The organism is Prolixibacteraceae bacterium, from assembly GCA_019856515.1.
Classification (GTDB): Bacteria; Bacteroidota; Bacteroidia; order Bacteroidales; family Prolixibacteraceae; genus Halosquirtibacter; species Halosquirtibacter xylanolyticus.
The window spans coordinates 3,545,158-3,560,648 of record CP082230.1; the positions used below are offsets into that span (position 1 = coordinate 3,545,158).

The 15,491-nt window shown below is 36.1% G+C and carries 12 protein-coding genes and 1 riboswitch; of the genes, 9 read left to right on the plus strand and 3 right to left on the minus strand.

Annotated elements, in window-relative coordinates; genetic code table 11:
• The first annotated feature begins 14 nt into the window (after positions 1-14).
• Positions 15-998: a polyprenyl synthetase family protein gene (locus tag K5X82_13035; protein ID QZT36193.1), complete on the plus strand. Its 984-nt coding sequence runs from the start codon at positions 15-17 to the stop codon at positions 996-998.
• A gap of 97 nt (positions 999-1,095) precedes the next feature.
• Here the strand turns inward: K5X82_13035 and K5X82_13040 are convergent, their stop codons facing one another.
• Together K5X82_13040 and K5X82_13045 are read right to left on the minus strand one after the other, a co-directional pair.
• Complete coding sequence (locus K5X82_13040; GenBank protein ID QZT36194.1) at positions 1,096-2,271, minus strand: pyridoxal phosphate-dependent aminotransferase; 1,176 nt, start codon at positions 2,269-2,271, stop codon at positions 1,096-1,098.
• A 32-nt stretch (positions 2,272-2,303) separates the two neighbouring features.
• Positions 2,304-2,993 (minus strand): 2-phosphosulfolactate phosphatase, encoded by a 690-nt coding sequence (locus K5X82_13045; protein QZT36195.1) that lies wholly within the window; start codon positions 2,991-2,993, stop codon positions 2,304-2,306.
• A gap of 1,251 nt (positions 2,994-4,244) precedes the next feature.
• On the opposite strand from K5X82_13045, the gene K5X82_13050 reads away from it, so the two are divergent.
• Positions 4,245-4,904, plus strand: coding sequence for a hypothetical protein (locus K5X82_13050; GenBank protein ID QZT36196.1), 660 nt, complete (start codon positions 4,245-4,247; stop codon positions 4,902-4,904).
• A 215-nt stretch (positions 4,905-5,119) separates the two neighbouring features.
• Complete coding sequence (locus K5X82_13055) at positions 5,120-6,358, plus strand: IS1380 family transposase (protein ID QZT36197.1); 1,239 nt, start codon at positions 5,120-5,122, stop codon at positions 6,356-6,358.
• Between the two features lie 14 nt (positions 6,359-6,372).
• Here K5X82_13055 and K5X82_13060 read toward each other — a convergent pair whose 3' ends face one another.
• The gene (locus K5X82_13060) at positions 6,373-7,821 is read right to left on the minus strand and encodes a transposase (protein QZT36198.1); all 1,449 of its coding nucleotides are present in this window, start codon (positions 7,819-7,821) and stop codon (positions 6,373-6,375) included.
• 413 nt (positions 7,822-8,234) lie between these two features.
• Here K5X82_13060 and K5X82_13065 point away from each other — a divergent pair, with 413 nt between their 5' ends.
• The 6 genes from K5X82_13065 to K5X82_13090 all read left to right on the plus strand — a co-directional run bounded on the left by K5X82_13065 (position 8,235) and on the right by K5X82_13090 (position 15,483).
• Positions 8,235-8,897 carry a hypothetical protein gene (locus tag K5X82_13065; protein QZT36199.1) on the plus strand — a complete coding sequence of 221 codons (663 nt, stop codon included), beginning with the start codon at positions 8,235-8,237 and terminating at the stop codon, positions 8,895-8,897.
• A 174-nt stretch (positions 8,898-9,071) separates the two neighbouring features.
• Positions 9,072-10,331 carry a U32 family peptidase gene (locus K5X82_13070; GenBank protein QZT36200.1) on the plus strand — a complete coding sequence of 420 codons (1,260 nt, stop codon included), beginning with the start codon at positions 9,072-9,074 and terminating at the stop codon, positions 10,329-10,331.
• A 233-nt stretch (positions 10,332-10,564) separates the two neighbouring features.
• A riboswitch (FMN riboswitch) is annotated at positions 10,565-10,703 on the plus strand.
• 122 nt (positions 10,704-10,825) lie between these two features.
• Positions 10,826-11,470 carry a 3,4-dihydroxy-2-butanone-4-phosphate synthase gene (gene ribB, locus K5X82_13075; protein ID QZT36201.1) on the plus strand — a complete coding sequence of 215 codons (645 nt, stop codon included), beginning with the start codon at positions 10,826-10,828 and terminating at the stop codon, positions 11,468-11,470.
• A 459-nt stretch (positions 11,471-11,929) separates the two neighbouring features.
• Positions 11,930-12,385, plus strand: a complete 456-nt coding sequence (locus K5X82_13080; protein QZT36202.1) for a hypothetical protein — start codon at positions 11,930-11,932, stop codon at positions 12,383-12,385.
• Between the two features lie 156 nt (positions 12,386-12,541).
• The gene (locus K5X82_13085; GenBank protein ID QZT36203.1) at positions 12,542-14,050 is read left to right on the plus strand and encodes a hypothetical protein; all 1,509 of its coding nucleotides are present in this window, start codon (positions 12,542-12,544) and stop codon (positions 14,048-14,050) included.
• Between the two features lie 140 nt (positions 14,051-14,190).
• Entirely contained in the window at positions 14,191-15,483 is a 1,293-nt protein-coding gene (locus K5X82_13090; GenBank protein QZT36204.1) for a T9SS type A sorting domain-containing protein, read from the plus strand.
• Positions 15,484-15,491 lie beyond the last annotated feature (8 nt).

A 15,491-nucleotide genomic window follows, 5' to 3' on the forward strand; every position in this document is an offset into this window, starting at 1 on the left:
AAAAAGAACCTATTATGAAAAGATTAGAAGAGATTCAACGTATTGTTGAGACACATATAGAGGCTGAAATTGAGGCATTAAACATTCGTGAACCAAAACATCTTTATGCACCTATTGCTTATGCATTAGGTAATGGAGGTAAACGTTTTCGTCCAAGACTATTGTTGATGGCCATGGAGATGTTCTCTCAATTGACACCGCAAGGTCTTGATGCTGCTTTGGCTGTAGAGGTCTTCCATAACTTCACTCTTTTGCACGATGATATTATGGATGATGCTGATCTACGTCGTGGAAAAGACACTGTTCATAAGAAATTCAATCCAAACACGGCCATATTATCAGGTGATGCCATGATGATATCATCTTATAATTACTTCAAAGGATTAGCTCCTGACCTACGAGCAAAAGTGCTTGACATATTCACTCAAACTGCGCTTGAAGTTTGCGAAGGCCAGCAATATGATATGGACTTTGAAAACCAAAGTGATGTAGAAGTGGGGGCATACATCGAAATGATTCGTCTTAAGACGGCTGTTCTTTTGGCTGCATCTATGAAAATCGGTGCCATCATAGGAGGAGCAAATGAGGTGAATGCAAACTTGGTATATGATTTTGGTATCAAAGTAGGCATTAGCTTTCAAATTCAAGATGACATTCTTGATGTATATGGTAATCCTGAGACTTTCGGTAAAGAGGTTGGTGGAGATATCGTGTCAAACAAAAAGACGATTCTAATGCTCCAGGCGATGAGAGATGCAAAGGGCGATGAATTGGATAAATTAAATGAATGGTTATCAAAAGAAGTGTTTGATCGTGAAGAGAAAATTGCAGCGATTACTTCTATCTATGATAAACTCAATGTAAGACAAAAGGCTGAGGCCATCCAGCAAAGCTATTTTGATCAAGCACTTGAAAGTCTCGATCAAATATCAGTATCTGTTGAAAGAAAACAACCATTAAGAACCGTTGCAATATCTCTGTTAAGAAGAGACGTTTAGTTATAGCAAGAGGTGTTAACCTCTCAACAAACCATAAAAAAGCGTAAGACCGAATCAGTGGTCTTACGCTTTTCTATTGACAATGAGATGTCAACTCTTAATCCTTAAAGGCTGCAACCATCTTTTTCAACCCTTCCATCATTGTTGACTTTGGACAACCGTAGTTAAATCTAAAGAACCCTTTCCCTCCTTCGCCAAAAGTACTACCTAAATTAAGCGCTACCTTAGCATCTGTCTTCAAACGACGTTCTATCTCCTTCTCTGTGCCATAAGCACTAAAATCTAACCAAAGAAGATAGGTTGCATCAGGCTTGAACACCGATAGTTTTGGCAACTCTTTATTTAAATAACTTATCGCAGTATCTCTATTCTCTTTGAGGTAATCAAGTAGTTGCTCCAACCACTCTTCTCCATCTTTATATGCCGCTTCACATGCAATATTCCCTAGAAGATTACCTCCATGAATATGTAGTGCATTCACCATCTTATTAAATGAGGTTCTTACTTTGGCATTCGAGCAAATCACAAATGATGTTGCTAAACCAGCAATATTGAAAGTCTTACTCGGAGCCATCAGAGTAATCGTGATATCCGATATCTCTTTAGAGATGTTCGCAATGGGTAGATGGGGTTGATCCCCCAATATTAGATCTGAATGTATCTCGTCGGAGACGATAATAATATTGTATTGAACACAAATCTCGCCTATTCGACGTAATGTCTTTTTATCCCAAACCATCCCTCCTGGATTGTGTGGATTACAAAGTAAAAACATCTTTGCCCCCTCTTTGGCAAGCTGTTCAAAATGGTCCACATCCATTTCATAACGATCCCCATCTCTTCGAAGAGGGTTATTTGCAACCACTCGATCTAGTCCAGTAATCGTTTGGAAAAATGGGAAGTAAACAGGAGATTGAACAATCACCTTGTCTGTCTTCTCCGTAAAAGCCAATATCGCACTACTAATGGCCGAAACTACGCCAGGAGTTCCACTGATCCACTGCTTATTGATATTCCAGTTATGCCTCTTCTTTTGCCAATCAATAATGGACTGAAAAAATTCCTCCGATCGATACGTATAACCTAATGCGGGATGATTAAGCCTCTCTTTTATGGGGTGTAAAATAAAATCTGGTGTCTCGAAATCTGTATCCGCAACCCAAAATGGTTGTAGATCTTCTTGACCAAAAAACATCGACAAAGCATCATATTTTAAACAGTCCGTTCCTTTGCGATCGATCATTTTGTCAAAGTCATATAATCTTTTATCCATGGTGAATAGGTTTTTTGTAAATAGTGGTGAATTTAAATATCGATCCTCTCTAAATAATACCCAAACTCATCTTCTTGGGCTTTAAGAACAAAAGAGAAACGATTAAGGCTTAAGCATAGTTCAAAATCTCTCTTCGGAGAAAAAGACTGCTTTAATGGATCGAAAAGTCGTTTGCCAGACCCTAGTCTCAACTTCTCTACCATCTTATCAAAATGATTCTCTCTCCCCTCTAACTCGTTTTTAATATATATAGCAAAGAGAGTATCTTCATCTGCTTCTGCAGTACCTTCATATCCCATACAACAAAGAGAAACAGTTTCGGGTTGTTTTTGTTTTATATACTCTACAACAGCTTGAGCATTGACAAACGACCCCGTAATCTTTTCTGTCGCATTACGGCTTAAATAAACTCCTTGAGTCCCAGAGCTCGTGCTATGAAGAATCGTCTTCCCTTTGAAATTTTCATGCTCAATATGGGTTGGCGAATTACCAAAATCAAAGTGTTCTACTTTACGTTCATGACGTTCTCCGCAACGAATAGAATTGGGCAATTTTTCATAAAGCTCATCCACCAGTGAGATTTTGTCTATTGGATAAATTTTTTCTGCACCATTATTCGCTGCATAACATGCAAAAGAAAATGCACGAAAAACATCAATAATAACAGCTAGCCCTTCTGCCTGTACTGCACCATCAAAGCCCTGAAGAATCTTTATATTCATTTGTATATCAATATCTGTATGATTAAACCATCGACTATTTTACAATATAGTGATTTCTTACTATCTGTGAAGAGATGTAGGTCATCCAATTTGAAGTTTAATACTATTTAAACCTTCGAATGAGCAGTGTAATTTTGTGAATATAGTTTGTCTATTAGCCTGCCTCACTTAAGACGGTGTAAATGAAATACTATAGGGGATTTATTACCCTTTCCTTTGTACCTTCTCCGACCTTGCTAGGTGCCAGATAGATACCAGATAGGTACCAGATAGGTACCTCCTCCGACCTCTGTCCATGGTTTAGCCATGTTTCGTCCATGGTTCAGCCACCAATACCCCCAAAATCGATGGACAAACCATGGACGAACCATGGACGAACCATGGACGAACCATGGACGAACCATGGACAAAGGTCGGAGAAGGTACGAAGGAGGGTGGGAGGAAGTTCTTTGAAGGTATTTGCAAAAGAGTGGTTTTCTAAAATGTGTGTAAGAGAGTGTAATTTATGGATATACACCACGTCCTTTGGAAATTCCCGTAAATTTGGGTGTTAATGAAGTGTAGGTAGTATAAGGGGGACGGTGTAAAGACGGTGAAAAATTAACTCTGTCTAAATGTACTTAAATTAATAGATGTGGAAAGAGTAGATTTAGAGGAGGTAAGAATTAAAGCATTAGATCAGATTCGTAATGGAGGTAATCTAACAGGGTAGTGTAAATTAGATTCCCTTTGTTCTTTTTTTATAATTTTCAAACTCTTCTATTCGCTTTCATGATACAGCCATAGAAACAATTTCTTTCATAAGTTATGATAGTTTCATCTGATTATAAGTATATGGGCAGTGTTGATGTAATATGATCGTATTTAGATATCATTCAACTATTACCTCCTAATGAACCATGTTAATAATATGGTTCATTAAGATTTCTTTGTGGTGAAGTGACTTTAGTTTACTGTTGGAATATCGGTGATGAGAGGAGGTCTGGATTGTTAATATTTGCGATATAAAATATTTTCATCTCGTTAAATGTGCGTATTACCGCATGTCAATATTTGTGAATTAATGTATTTGAATGTAATATTGTATTGCTTGGTTAAAGCGATATATTATTCGTTGATTCGATGAAACTAATTCATACCAACTCTATCTATAAATAATGAGTGAATTTCAAGGTACCGTATTCTCTTTTTACGTGAATGCAACGCCTTATTGTTTAACAATGTCTCGTGATGAGATAAAAAAATTATTGTATGAGAAGAGTTTTACTATTTATTATGTTGGGTACTATGTTTTTTTCCTTAAAAGCACAAGAGGATAAAAAGAGTTATGTGACTTTTGAAACAGGAGTGACATTGAGTGCAGATGAAATTATAGATAAAGATAATGTATCGATGTTTAATTGGAAAGGTTCCATGCTTCCAGGATTTTATTTTCGAACCTATTTAAATCAAAAACTATCAAAGCACCTTATCCTTAGGGAGGGTATTGGTGTCAATTATGCACGACAACATAGTGAAATAATGGATTATCTGCCGAGAGTAGAGGAGGGTGTGTATTTTTATATGTCAGATGATGCAAGGTGGTCTTTTAATATTCCTATTCATTTGATTTGGGAACCGTGTTCAAGAGTAAATTTATATACTGGAGTTGCTTTAGATTTAAACTTGACATCTTATTCTTTTCCGTCTACCACTACTAAACAAAGGCTTGAAGACTATAAGAAAGCATCGAATTACAGAAAAGCTACTTTTACATTAGAAGCTGGGACTAATATAAAGTTGATAAGTAGAACTTATATCAATTTAGGCTATAGATATACACCACGTCCTTTGGAAATTCCAACAATTTCGGGGGTAAATGAAGGCAATAGTCACCATCAATTTAATATTGGACTGTCATATAAACTATAATTGAGTTGTGTAAAAAAGAGTGTTATGAACATGAAGACCTATCAATATTAGTAGCATTTGTAAATTAGACACAGTCGTGTCTAATTTTGTTGATTAATTAGTTTTATTGTATAACCTTGAATCCGCACGTGTATTGTATTAATTTTAAGTAAACATCAGTAAGACAATACATAGTAAGGCTTTTATATATTCAGAAAAATCACCTATTTAGGTGAATGATCAAAGATTTTAATTCAAAGGTGACACCATTTGGTGGGATATATTTAATTCATGATTTGCTAATTTCAAACGGCATTATTCAATTTATTAATGAGCAATTAGTAGACAGAGACCCAAAGTGTATCTATAATTTCTCAGATTTGTTATTACCACGCATATACACTACTTTTTGTGGAGGTAGTGCTACGGAAGATATTAACTATCTCCGGGATAATACATTGAATAACTTGAGATCAATTTCTATCCCCTCTCCTGATACCATTCTAAGAGGAGATGTGGAGCTTTCTACTCCATGTGAGATTATCGATGGAAAGACTACAATTAAAGGCCAAAAGATAAATATTAACACACCAATGAATAAATTCTTGTTGGCTAGTGCTATTAAGTTTAAACAGTTAGATCCTAAAGCTTCTGATCTTATCTATGATTTTGATCACCAGTTCATTCCCACTAAAAAGAGTGATGCAGAATATAGCTATAAGAAGACAGAAGGATACTTTCCAGGAGTCGCAACCATAGGTAACATCCCTGTATATATTGAAGGACGAAATGGGAATTGTCATGTTAAAACAGCTCAATTAGAAACCCATAAACGAGCATTAGAGTTGTTGGCATCAAAAGGTGTAAAACTACAATATGCAAGAATGGACTGTGGTTCATATATCAAAGAGGTTACAGACTACTTTCATCAAGAGGAAATTCTATTTTCGATTAGAGCGTCTCACTCTAACGTATTACTATCAAAAGCATCACAAACAGATAATTGGTCCTGTTGTGAGATAAATAATCAAGCCTATGAAGTCAATAGCTTTAAATATGAATTTGGTCAATATAGACATAGAATCATTGCATACCGAAGACCCAATAAGTCTAATCAAATGTCATTGATAACCAATGATGCGAAGAATTATCAGTTTATTATAACCAATGATTGGGACATTACAGAAGAGCAAGCTATTATATTCTATAATCAACGTGGAGCTAGCGAGAAGGTTTTTGACATTCAGAACAATGATTTTAATTGGAAGTCAATGCCTCACAGTAACTTAGAAGAGAATACAGTCTACTTGATAATAATGGCTGTAGCACACATTCTTTATCGATACATTATATCCAGGTTTGCTGGTTTAGTCGAGGGATTAAAGACAACAAGTAGACTCAAAGCATTTATATTTCGTTTTGTCACGGTGGTGGCTAAGGTTACTAAAAGTGGACGAAGGGTGATTATTCACTGATGTTTCCCATGTCTTTATTCAGGTTCATAAACCATTGATTCAATGAGCCTAAAGAATTTATTATTTTCGGGTTTATTTTTAAGTACACTGATTATCAATTCATTAAAATCACTATCGATGATTTCTGCGAGAGTTCTCATCAATTCGAGGATAAAACCCCAAATTCGTTGTACTATTACAAGTTCCATTCCTTGATCTTTTACATGAGCAAAGATTCCACCTAGCGTCTCATATGCCTCGAACCTTTTTGCTAAACTAAAAACGTTAAACTCAATAATAGCTACAGATAGATCTGCTATTTGAGCATCAAAATCACTCGATTGAGATTTTCCTAAACCAAAATAGTTCTTTGATTCCTTAAAAAAGACCTCAATACTCCATCTAATACTATATATCTGATAAGCTTTCTCTATGCTCAGCTTTGTATTTGAAGATACCAATAAATGCCATTTCCCTCGCTTACTGTTCTTGCAAAAGAATAGTTTTACATCTGTACCTTTATATTTCACTGTGACTTCTGCACAATATAGACTAAGTGACTTTACCCATTTTACTCTCTTTCGCTGTTTAAGTAAGAGAGCAAGTTCTTTGGTGCTATATTCTTTGTCTTTGAAAGAATATTTAGCACTAGACATCTTAGCCATTGCAACAAGATGCATACCATTAGAGATCACAGTTTTTAATATTGAATCACAGAAGAACCAACTGTCCATAAGTATGTAGTCTACTGTAATTCCTTGTTTAATAGCATTTACCATCATCTCTTTTGCCATCGTTATTTTATCAATAACGAGTTCTTTCTCTCGGTTAAACCCATTACTCTTTGTTGATCGTTTCTTTGAGAACTGTTTTTTACGTTGTTTGGCAGTGAGTCCAAATGGAGTCTTTTTATTCTTCCCTCTTTCTTTATGTAGAGAGAAGTCCAATGTAAAATAGCTTTTGCCATCCCATAAACCTAGAAATAATCCTTTAAAACCAAATATATAACGATGGGTTACATGCGACCATATTTTACTAACATGTTCAGTTTTGTAGGTAGACTTCTCAAAATCAGTATCGTCAATAATTAAGCATCTTTCTGCTTGATTACAGTCATCAGAGTGAGAGTTTTTGGCTATTTGACCAAAGAGTTTATTATTACATGATGAAACTATAGTACGCCAATCTATCTGGCTGTTATTTTTAAATCGATAGAATGTATTCTTTTGTGCTTCTAACATCTCTGATAGATAATGCTTACTGTAGCTATAAATATTAGGGATAGAGAAAATTGGGAAAAGTAGTAAGCCTAATAGTATGTCACCTTTGAAGTAAGTAGACTGAGGCAACTCTTTATTTCCTAATTTCAGTTGTCTTAAGTTGAGTAACTTGTAAAGGCTAATAATTCGATTAATTCCTTTTTCACTTGAACTGAAAAAACTCTGTGTCTCTGAAAAAACTTTTGTACTTTTATTCTGAAGCATGATTTATTTGGTTATTGGAACAACATTAATTTACTGATAATTAATGAATTATCAAAATAAACATGCTTCTTTTTATGCTGTAAATCAAGATGTTAGCCTACATGGGAAACATCAGTTATTCATTTAGCAACAAACAATAAAAAACTAATCGAATCTACAAAGGCTGGATAGAATGATAAACGGAACTGGTATCGGCTCTCCCACATTAGCCTTAAGACATAAGTGGGTAAGGGAAGTTGTGTCTATCAAAGGTCTAAATTCATAGATATAGCACGTAGTATCTATAAATTTAGACTTAAAATCAGAATATTACCCAATAATAAAGATTTAAGGTATGCAAGAAAAACATCTGCGTATTTTAGGGTATAATTATAAGTTAGTTTAACACATTTCAAATCTAATATGTAAATTATATGAAAGTGAAAGTAATCGGCATGATGTTATTATTTATGCAATTTAACTTTTTGGGGGCACAAGAGAAGAAACATTTTTTATCTGTAGAGGTTGGAACTTTGATCTCACCGAATGATCTACCCGTGACAAGTAAATTACATTGGGAGAGGTCAGAATTTAAGACTAGATCTTTGCCTGGTTTTTATGGGAATGTATTTTTTAATCAAGAGTTGTCTCAACGGTTTACGTTAAGGGAGGGCATTGGACTTTCGTGGAGTAGAGGACTATATGAGAGTCGGGTATTTGATGGGGATAAAGGTAAGGAGAGATATAATTTGGGAACTGTTAATTTCGGTGTTATTAATTTCCCTGTTCATCTTATGTGGTCTTCAAAACTCATCACACTATATAGTGGACTAGCTTATTCGATTAATTTCTATTCTCCAGATTATGAACATGGATATAATGATTCGGAATACTATGATGCTTCCTATATTGATGATATGAAATTTTATAACCTCTCTTTTGATATTGGTGGAAATATAAGAGTCCGTGATCGTGTTTATTTGACATTGGGCTATAGTACTGTAATCGGAACTCCATTTGGGAAACCCATATCGTATCATGTGGTACAATCATATGATTCGGCATATAAAATTGGGGTTAATTTCGAATTGAAATAAACAGATTACATCCTGAAGGTATGTTAGCCATTTGTCTTTATTATCGCTTACTGTTTGAGGCTGTTTTGCTAGTAATCGATGATCTTATTTAAAAAAAGAGTCTTAGGTTTTAAATTACGTGTTTGTTTGGATGAAAAGATGTAGCTTTGTGTCCGAAATAGTTATGTATTTGAAATGAGAAAGAGAGATATAGAGATAATGGCGCCCGTTGGCTCTTATGAGTCTTTAATGGCTGCAATTCAAGCAGGAGCAGGGTCGGTTTATTTTGGAGTAGAGAAGCTGAATATGCGTTCTCGCTCATCGTTTAACTTCACATTAGAAGATCTAAAAGAGATTGTTCGTCGTTGTGAAGAGGCTAGTGTAAAAAGTTACTTGACGGTAAACACGGTGATCTTTGATGAGGAGTTTACGAAAATAAAGGAGATTATCGTGACTGCAAAAGAGGCGGGGGTGTCTGCTATTATTGCTGCTGATATGGGGGTGATACAGTTATGTAGAGACCTTGATATGGAGGTGCATATCTCAACTCAGGTAAATATAACAAACTACGAGGCGGTGAAGTTTTATGCTAACTTTGCAGATGTTGTAGTACTTGCACGTGAGGTTTCAATGGATCGTGTGAAATATATCCATGATCGTATTATTGAAGAGGATTTACGAGGACCGAATGGAGAGTTGATCCGTATTGAGATGTTTGTCCATGGGGCTTTATGTATGGCAGTTTCAGGTAAATGTTATTTAAGTCTTCATGAGCGTCAGTCTTCTGCGAACCGTGGTGCTTGTAGTCAGGTTTGTCGCCGTGCTTATATTGTAACAGACAAGCAGACTGGTGAAGAGTTGGAAGTGGATAATGAGTATATTATGTCTCCAAAGGATTTGAAGACGATTCATTTTCTGAATAAAGTGTTAGATGCTGGTGTTACAGTATTGAAGGTTGAGGGGCGCGCACGTTCTGCGGAATATGTGGATACGGCAGTGACTTGTTACCGCGAAGCGATCGATGCTTATTTTAATGATGAGTTCACCGAAGAGAAGATTGCATCTTGGGATGCACGTTTGTCTGAAGTGTTTAACCGTGGATTCTGGGATGGATATTACTTAGGTCAACGTCTAGGTGAGTGGAGTCATAAATATGGGTCTAAAGCGACAAAGAAGAAGGCGATTGCAGGAAAGACAACGAACTATTTTGGTAAGTTACAGGTAGGGGAATTCCTTCTTCAGTCTGGAACGCTTGAGGTTGGTGATGAGATTCTGATTACGGGTCCAACTACAGGGGTGGTGAAGACAAAAGTAAGTGAACTTAGATATGAGTTAGAATCGGTTCAGAAAGTAGAGAAAGGACAACTTTTCTCTATGCCTATCGAAACGAAGGTAAGAAGAGCCGATAAGCTATATAAAATTGTGGATGCTTCTGAGGTCAATGATGGACAGTAAGAGGTATTAGAACAGTAGGATTGATATAAAAGAGCCTTGGGAAGATAATATCCTGAGGCTTTTTTGTGCTTTGTTTTCACGATATATATTCGTAAGCTGTTATAGCTCATTCCATAATTCATTTGATTTAAGTGTTATGGGTTGAGACCTATTGAAATTTAGACGGTATGTAAACTAACGTAGATGTCATTTGTGTTTGTGTTTTAATTTGTACCTTTGAGGGTGTAAATATAGAAATTCTTCGGGGCAAGGTGTAACTCCTTACCGGTGGTCATAGTCCACGACTCCTTTGTATATGAGCTTTATATGTAAGGGATTGAATTGGTGAAATTCCAATACCGACAGTGATAGTCTGGATGAGAGAAGAAAAGATCGTATTCACATAAACGAAGCTAATAGATTAGCTGTTCGTTTATGGTAAATCAAACATTTCTGTTTGGTGTTTTATCCTGCCTCGTAGTATTTAATCATTGGTTTATTTTATATCCTAAGTTATGTCAGAAAAAGATATCACGTGGTTTGGTGCGACCTATAAGGAGCGTATTGAAAGAGCAGTAACGGATTTACAAGCAGGTAAAGGGGTTTTGCTTGTGGATGATGAAGATCGTGAAAATGAGGGCGATATTATCTATGCTGCGAATCAAATGAGCGTCGCAGATATGGCCTTGATGATTCGTACGTGTAGTGGGATCGTCTGTTTGTGTATGACCGACGAGAAGTGTCAGTCGTTAGATCTTCCTCCTATGGTTGAGAAAAATAATAGCCAGAACCAAACTGCTTTTACGGTGACTATTGAAGCCAAAGAGGGGGTGACTACAGGTGTTTCTGCTGCGGATCGAATTACGACGATACGTACTGCGATTAAAGAGGGGGCTAAACCTGAAGATTTGGCAAGACCTGGTCATGTGTTTCCTTTGAGAGCAAAGAGCGGTGGCGTTTTTGATCGAAGAGGTCATACTGAAGGAAGTATCGACATTGTTCGATTGGCTGGATTGGGAGATAGTGCTGTGTTGTGTGAAGTAACTAACGAAGATGGTACGATGGCTCGTTTGCCAGAGATTATCCAATTGGGATTAGAACATGACATGTGTGTGTTGACCATTGAGGATATTTATCAATATAGAAAAAGTGAGCAGTAATATTTCGTATAAGAAATAATATTCTGTTTAGTGTTAAATGGCATGTAGTAAGTGGAGGCTTATTACATGCCATTTTTGTTATATAACTCCATTTCTAATGGATTCATGGCATGTAATATTGTTCGTTATATCAGAAATAATGTAGAAAAAAGAGGGTTGGAAGTGAACTTTTAGTTTGGTTATTCGTAGTATAAAGTAATGATAGTTTGTTGGTCTAGTTCATGTGATATGATGATATCACTTCATTTTTAGCTAGATAAGGTTTGTTTGTAATGCAAGTAGAGTGCATGCTTATGACATATCTTTGACTCAAATAGTGTTGTATGTGTATGCTCAAAAGCCATAGTTTGACAGTCTAATTCTTTATTGTTGATTGTGAATTACTGTCAGCTGTGGTTTTTAATGAGAAGGCAAGAGGCGTTTAAAGTTTGATTATTATCCCCCTAAATATGAAATGCAATGATCAAAATAAAGATCTTCTCGTTAAGTCTAATAAGTTTGATGGTGTTAATGCATCTAAATGTATGTGCTAAAAAGGTTCCTGTAAAAGATAAAAGATCGACTTATCACTATTCATTAGAGTATGTCAACTCGTTTGATACTTTTAATCGCTCTATGCGGGCCTTGGGTTATGATGTGAACCAGTTGGTATATGGTATACAGGGAGAGAACTGTTCTCCTTCAGAAGGAGATGTATCATCTCTATCGAAAGGGTCGTTCTATGGATTGTTCGGTTATCAGTTCTTGGAAGCTTTAACTTTTGCTGGAATGGCAGGATATGGAGATAGCTATCATAATGAAGATAAACTTCAATATGGTGCGATGTGTTCGTTGCATATTAAGTTTGTAAATCTGTCTATTACATATAACACCACGAGTAATTGGGGCTTTGGTTTTGGTATTTACCTTAAATAGAGTACCCGGATATGCCTTTTATCTTTCGTTGTATATGAAATAATAGGGAGACATGTCTTTTGCGTTCCAAAAGATTGCTTAATTTTGTATTCTTAAATTGAATTTTATTTTTAGTAATACGCTACGTGTCGTTTTTACTAAGTTAAGAAGGTGAACATGAGTCGATCGTTAGATATAGACAAAGCCAGAGAGGCTAAAGATTGGAAGAGGGTAGCAGAGATCATTTCGAATTTGACAAAAGAAGAGAAGAGAGATGATCACGTGAAGAACAGTGTTGCCATGGCCTGTTTAGATCAGATGAAAGAGTCGCATATTGATGTTCCATCTTTTATTTCGATTTTACAGAGAGTGTCATCATGGCAATTGGTCTCAGCGCATTTACCTACCTCTTCTGAGACAGTCACGGCTTTAGTTGACTATGTGTCTACACTATCGTCGTTGAAGCTTCAGAATCCTATTTTAAGTGTATTGAAGCAGATCTTTAGAGAGTTATCACAATGGGATTATGTTTGGGATGAAGGTGAGGTAGAACGATTGATTCAAGAGTTTTATCTCATTGGAAAAAGAAACCCTGCAGTGTTTTTTATTGATGTTCTTGATTGGTGGGAGCAGCAAGGAGTTTCGAAAACTTCACAAGAAGTCTCTTTGATGAAAGGGTTTTATATTCGAGCTCTCTATGAACGTTTTTATGTTTTGTGTAGTTGTGCTTTTCTTCAGTCTGGACAATTTAATGGACCAAAGGGAGAACAGTGGCAAGATAGAATATATCAACTATTACTCTCTTTCCCTCAGTTTAAAGAGATTGGTTTATCTCTATTCCTCTTGAATGAAAAGAGAGATGAATTGGAGTACGGTATTTCATTAATGAAAGAGTTTGTACACAAGAATATCGGTCTGTATTGGGGGTGGGAACTCATGGCAAAATACCATCAGCAGTTAGATCACTCTGAAACAGTCTTGGCTTGTTTGTGTCGTGCATACCAATGTAATATGTCTCCTATAACAAAGTATGATATTGGATTGCAAATTGCATATCGTATTGCGGAACATTCAGGCGACAATGTGGCTTCTTGGATGGCACACCTCTTGATTCAAAATAAATCAAGAGAAGTTAAGTGTGACCAGGGCATTATGCTTTCAAATCTAATGCATAAGGCACTTCCTTGTTCTTCAAAAGTAGCAAATGAGGTAATAAATCAATGGGCACATGTGGCGGAACGTTGGTTGTGGTCTGATTTTCCTTCGTTTGTTGGAGTCGTTTCTTGGATTGATCATAAAGCTAAAGTGGTTGGGGTTGTTTATGGTGTTTCGCAAAAAGTAGTTATCCCATTCAGTCGTATTGAATTTGAGGTTGAAGTTGGAACATGGTTACGTGTCATATTAAAAGAGAAGGAAGATATGAATCCAGATCTCTTATATGTTGAACTTTCGAAGACGCTCCCATCAGGATCTATATTTAAGACCATATCAGGACGTGTACAGCAAAAGGTAGGAGAGCCATTTGGCTTTGTGTCCGACTGTTTTATTCCTCCTTTTATGATGACAAAAAACAGTTTAGAGCAGGGGGAATGGGTCGAGCTTTCGTTGGTCTATGATATAGACAAACGACTAGATAAAATGGTATGGAAAGTGGTGACGGTAGAGAAGATAGAACGACCTAGATAGTTGTACTGCTGGTGTCATCACACGTTTTCAACATATGTTGAAAAGTATAAAAATGGGGATGTTTTTCCGAGGAATGAAAGTTTAACTCTTACATGTATTATGTATTTTTGTGGTTCGTTATAACTTAAACCCAATAGTACATGAATAATTTATACCATACTTACGCACTGAAAGCATGGAAGCGTCGTCTGAGTTGCCTTCTAGTCTTACTACTTGCTACTACTTTTACCTATGCACAGGATAAGATTAAGATCCTTCATCAAAATATTCTCTATTATGGAAAGGATGTATATGATTGTGACCAAAATAATAATGATAGAGATGTCAAGACAGATGGATTGAAAGATCTATTCAAATATGTGCAACCAGATATATTTACATGTAATGAGATGGATGATGATCAGGCTGATATCGACTATCTGTTAGATAATGCATTGAATCAAGATGGTCGTACTTCATTCGTTGCTGCGCCAAAATACGGATCGTATTTATTAAATCAACTATATTATGATAGCAATAAGCTAGAGTTGGCTTCCTCTGAATCATTACATCTTGGGGGTTATGAACGAAGTGCTGATTTCTACTCTTTAAATACAAAAGATACACCCAAAGTGAATGGTGTTGCAACAGAATTCATTCATATTGTATTGTTACATCTAAAATCAAGCGCAGGAAGTCAGAATGAGAGTCGAAGAGCAGAACAGATACGTAAAGTGATGGTTAAGCTTGATGAACTTGGTTGGACAGACAACGTATTTATTATTGGAGACTTGAACTTGTATAACTCGAATGAATCTGCCTATCAGCAGATGGTGGATGCAACGCGTGCAGGAATCCACTTTTCAGATCCTATAAGTCAAGAGGGAGCTTGGCATAATGAAGAGGTGTATAGTTTATACCATACCCAATCCACTCACATGATTGGTGGTTGTTCCGTAGGAGGAGGTTCAGATGATCGTTTTGATTTTATTTTGACCGATTCAAAAACAAAGGAGGGAGAAGGATATTGGAAATATGTTAAGGGTTCTTATGATGTGGTAGGCCAAGATGGAAAGCATTTCAATATGGATATTACCGATGGAATAAATGATATGTATCCCTCTGCGATAATTAATGCGATTTATAATATCTCAGATCACTACCCAGTAACGATTTCGATAAGTAAATCATCAACTCCAGTGAATGATGTTTATAAAGACAATGCTAAGATCATAGAAAATCCAGTAGAAGAAGAGGTGAGAATCGAAGGACTTCCACATGGAAAAGTTATATTTGAGGTGTATTCATCGTTAGGTGTAAAAGTGGATACTGGAACATTAAATAATCAAGAAGGTCAATTAACGTTAAGATTGACACAACCTTCTGGTATTTATGTTGTTAAAATTATAGATGCGAACGGTGATATGCATCGTTTGAAGGTTGTTAAAAAGTAGATTCAAAA

Bases quoted from the DNA above. Each gene is read 5' to 3' on its own strand.
- ribB (QZT36201.1), top strand. From the start codon at position 10,826: ATGTCAGAAAAAGATATCACGTGGTTTGGTGCGACCTATAAGGAGCGT.
- K5X82_13040 (QZT36194.1), bottom strand. From the start codon at position 2,271: ATGGATAAAAGATTATATGACTTTGACAAAATGATCGATCGCAAAGGA.
- K5X82_13065 (QZT36199.1), top strand. From the start codon at position 8,235: ATGAAAGTGAAAGTAATCGGCATGATGTTATTATTTATGCAATTTAAC.
- K5X82_13055 (QZT36197.1), top strand. From the start codon at position 5,120: ATGATCAAAGATTTTAATTCAAAGGTGACACCATTTGGTGGGATATAT.
- K5X82_13080 (QZT36202.1), top strand. From the start codon at position 11,930: ATGATCAAAATAAAGATCTTCTCGTTAAGTCTAATAAGTTTGATGGTG.
- K5X82_13050 (QZT36196.1), top strand. From the start codon at position 4,245: ATGAGAAGAGTTTTACTATTTATTATGTTGGGTACTATGTTTTTTTCC.
- K5X82_13060 (QZT36198.1), bottom strand. From the start codon at position 7,821: ATGCTTCAGAATAAAAGTACAAAAGTTTTTTCAGAGACACAGAGTTTT.
- K5X82_13090 (QZT36204.1), top strand. From the start codon at position 14,191: ATGAATAATTTATACCATACTTACGCACTGAAAGCATGGAAGCGTCGT.
- K5X82_13035 (QZT36193.1), top strand. From the start codon at position 15: ATGAAAAGATTAGAAGAGATTCAACGTATTGTTGAGACACATATAGAG.
- K5X82_13045 (QZT36195.1), bottom strand. From the start codon at position 2,993: ATGAATATAAAGATTCTTCAGGGCTTTGATGGTGCAGTACAGGCAGAA.
- K5X82_13070 (QZT36200.1), top strand. From the start codon at position 9,072: ATGAGAAAGAGAGATATAGAGATAATGGCGCCCGTTGGCTCTTATGAG.
- K5X82_13085 (QZT36203.1), top strand. From the start codon at position 12,542: ATGAGTCGATCGTTAGATATAGACAAAGCCAGAGAGGCTAAAGATTGG.